Genomic DNA, 1,781 nt, shown 5'->3' on the forward strand with positions numbered 1-1,781 from the left:
TACTTTCCTTTTCTTTATTTTGATATTCAAATTTGTTTAGAGTAGGTGTGGTTTAATCATTATTTCATTTAACTGCTTAAAAAAAAGGCCACCCAATAAATAAACTATTGAGCGGCCTTGGACTAAATACTCGTACTTAAATTAGTCAACTTATATCAGAGTAAGAAAATCTATCTGTGCATTTCAGATAAGCAAGCCTCTTTATAATCTAAAATCCCCCGTTGATATTTTTCGTTCAAATATTTCTTTATTTCACTATAATCCGCATTTGGAGGTACATCTATCGCAAAATAAGCGGTATTTTTCATTCCCTCCCAACTACATCCAAAATCCACTAATTTGGCAAGTATTTCCATACTTTTTTCTTCCATAATGAAAACTATCTGCAAAGTTGAATGTCCTGAATATTCTATTATCGAATCAAAATATAGAACACCATCATCATCTTCTACATTAATAATATCATTTAATGCTAAATTAGGAGCATAAAGGGGAATATTGTCAATTTTATAATATCCATTTTCTAATATCTCAGACCAAAGAGTTTCTTCAGAAATTTCATCTTCAATGTCTTTATAAACAACAATGATTTTAGTTTTCATAATTATTACTTTTTTAAGGTTACAATCTCTACATAAGACTTTCCCATTATCAGGTGTCCCGCTACCTCCTTTGGATTTTGGCTTGTCATGGTCAACTTGTCTTTCAGCTTTGGAAGGTGTTACTCCTTTTGTTGATTTCGTTGCAGGAACAGTCGAAACTCCACAAGCTTCACAAATTACTTCACCATTGTTTTTGGCTTTATTAAGATCAATTACGGCCTCTTTTCCCGCTTTTGTAAAGTCCTTGCCACTTCTATCTACTTTGCTTAATTTAGCTGCTCTTTGTTCGGCTTTGGCAACCTTGTCAGCCATCGCCTTTTCCACAACCTTTTGCCCCTGCTCTTTAATTTCCTCTTTTACTTCCTTCTTAACAGTTGCATATAATGCTTGGCTTACTGTTTTACTTTTTCCTACAGGCATTATGGCGCTTACAACATCAGAACCCATCTCATTATAGGCTTGTTTGTAAGCAGATATTTCTTGTTTTGCATTTTTACCACCGCTTGGTGCTGAAGCCGGCTGTGATGCAAAAAATAGACCTGCAAAAATTACAAAACAGACCGGGCAATCTCCATTAGGGTCGCTCCTCAAAACCGGGTTATTCCATCCATACTGATATGTACTATACTCCTCCTGTTCAGCTACTATTGGGTCAACTCTATCAAAACGTCCAATCGTCGGGTTATATCCTCTTGCTTCTAATCGAATCAAATTCAGATTAAAAGTACTTTCTTTTTCTCTATTTAAAAACTCAAATCAATAGTAAATACACCAATTCCAATAGAAGTTTTGTAAGTATGGGTGCGTGCAGAGTTGTTTGTTTGAAAGACCTTATGGGTGCTGCGAAGATGGGTAATATATTCAAAAAGGCCATCCAAAAAGTTAATTATTGGATGGCCTTGAACTAAAAACTCTTAATAAATTAGTCGACTTATTAAAGGACAAGATATACTCTTTCGGGGGTTTTGCTTTAGTTTATCTTAGCAAAATTTAGAGTTTCCATATCTTCGTCTGTTTGAATCCCGCGCTTAATTTTCTTTTTAAGAATTTTACTGTTTTGCTTAATTGTCGAAGAATTCTTCACAACATACTTTATGGCATTAAGTCCGTTTTTCTCAAAATTATCGTATATAGATAGTGAGATTACAAAGTATGATTTATTGACAATCCCAAAGGTTT

2 protein-coding genes are annotated in these 1,781 nt (G+C 34.1%); both read right to left on the reverse strand.

The genetic code is table 11. From position 1 onward, the window contains the following. Positions 1-170 precede the first annotated feature (170 nt). Positions 171-1,313 carry a DUF4265 domain-containing protein gene (locus C0V77_RS22870; protein WP_101728712.1) on the reverse strand — a complete coding sequence of 381 codons (1,143 nt, stop codon included), beginning with the start codon at positions 1,311-1,313 and terminating at the stop codon, positions 171-173. Positions 1,314-1,572: 259 nt separating this feature from the next. Next, a partial coding sequence (locus C0V77_RS23340; protein WP_216824469.1) for a hypothetical protein occupies positions 1,573-1,781 on the reverse strand: 209 nt, incomplete at its 5' end.

This window comes from Emticicia sp. TH156 (genome assembly GCF_002855535.1).
Classification (GTDB): domain Bacteria; phylum Bacteroidota; class Bacteroidia; order Cytophagales; family Spirosomataceae; genus Emticicia; species Emticicia fluvialis.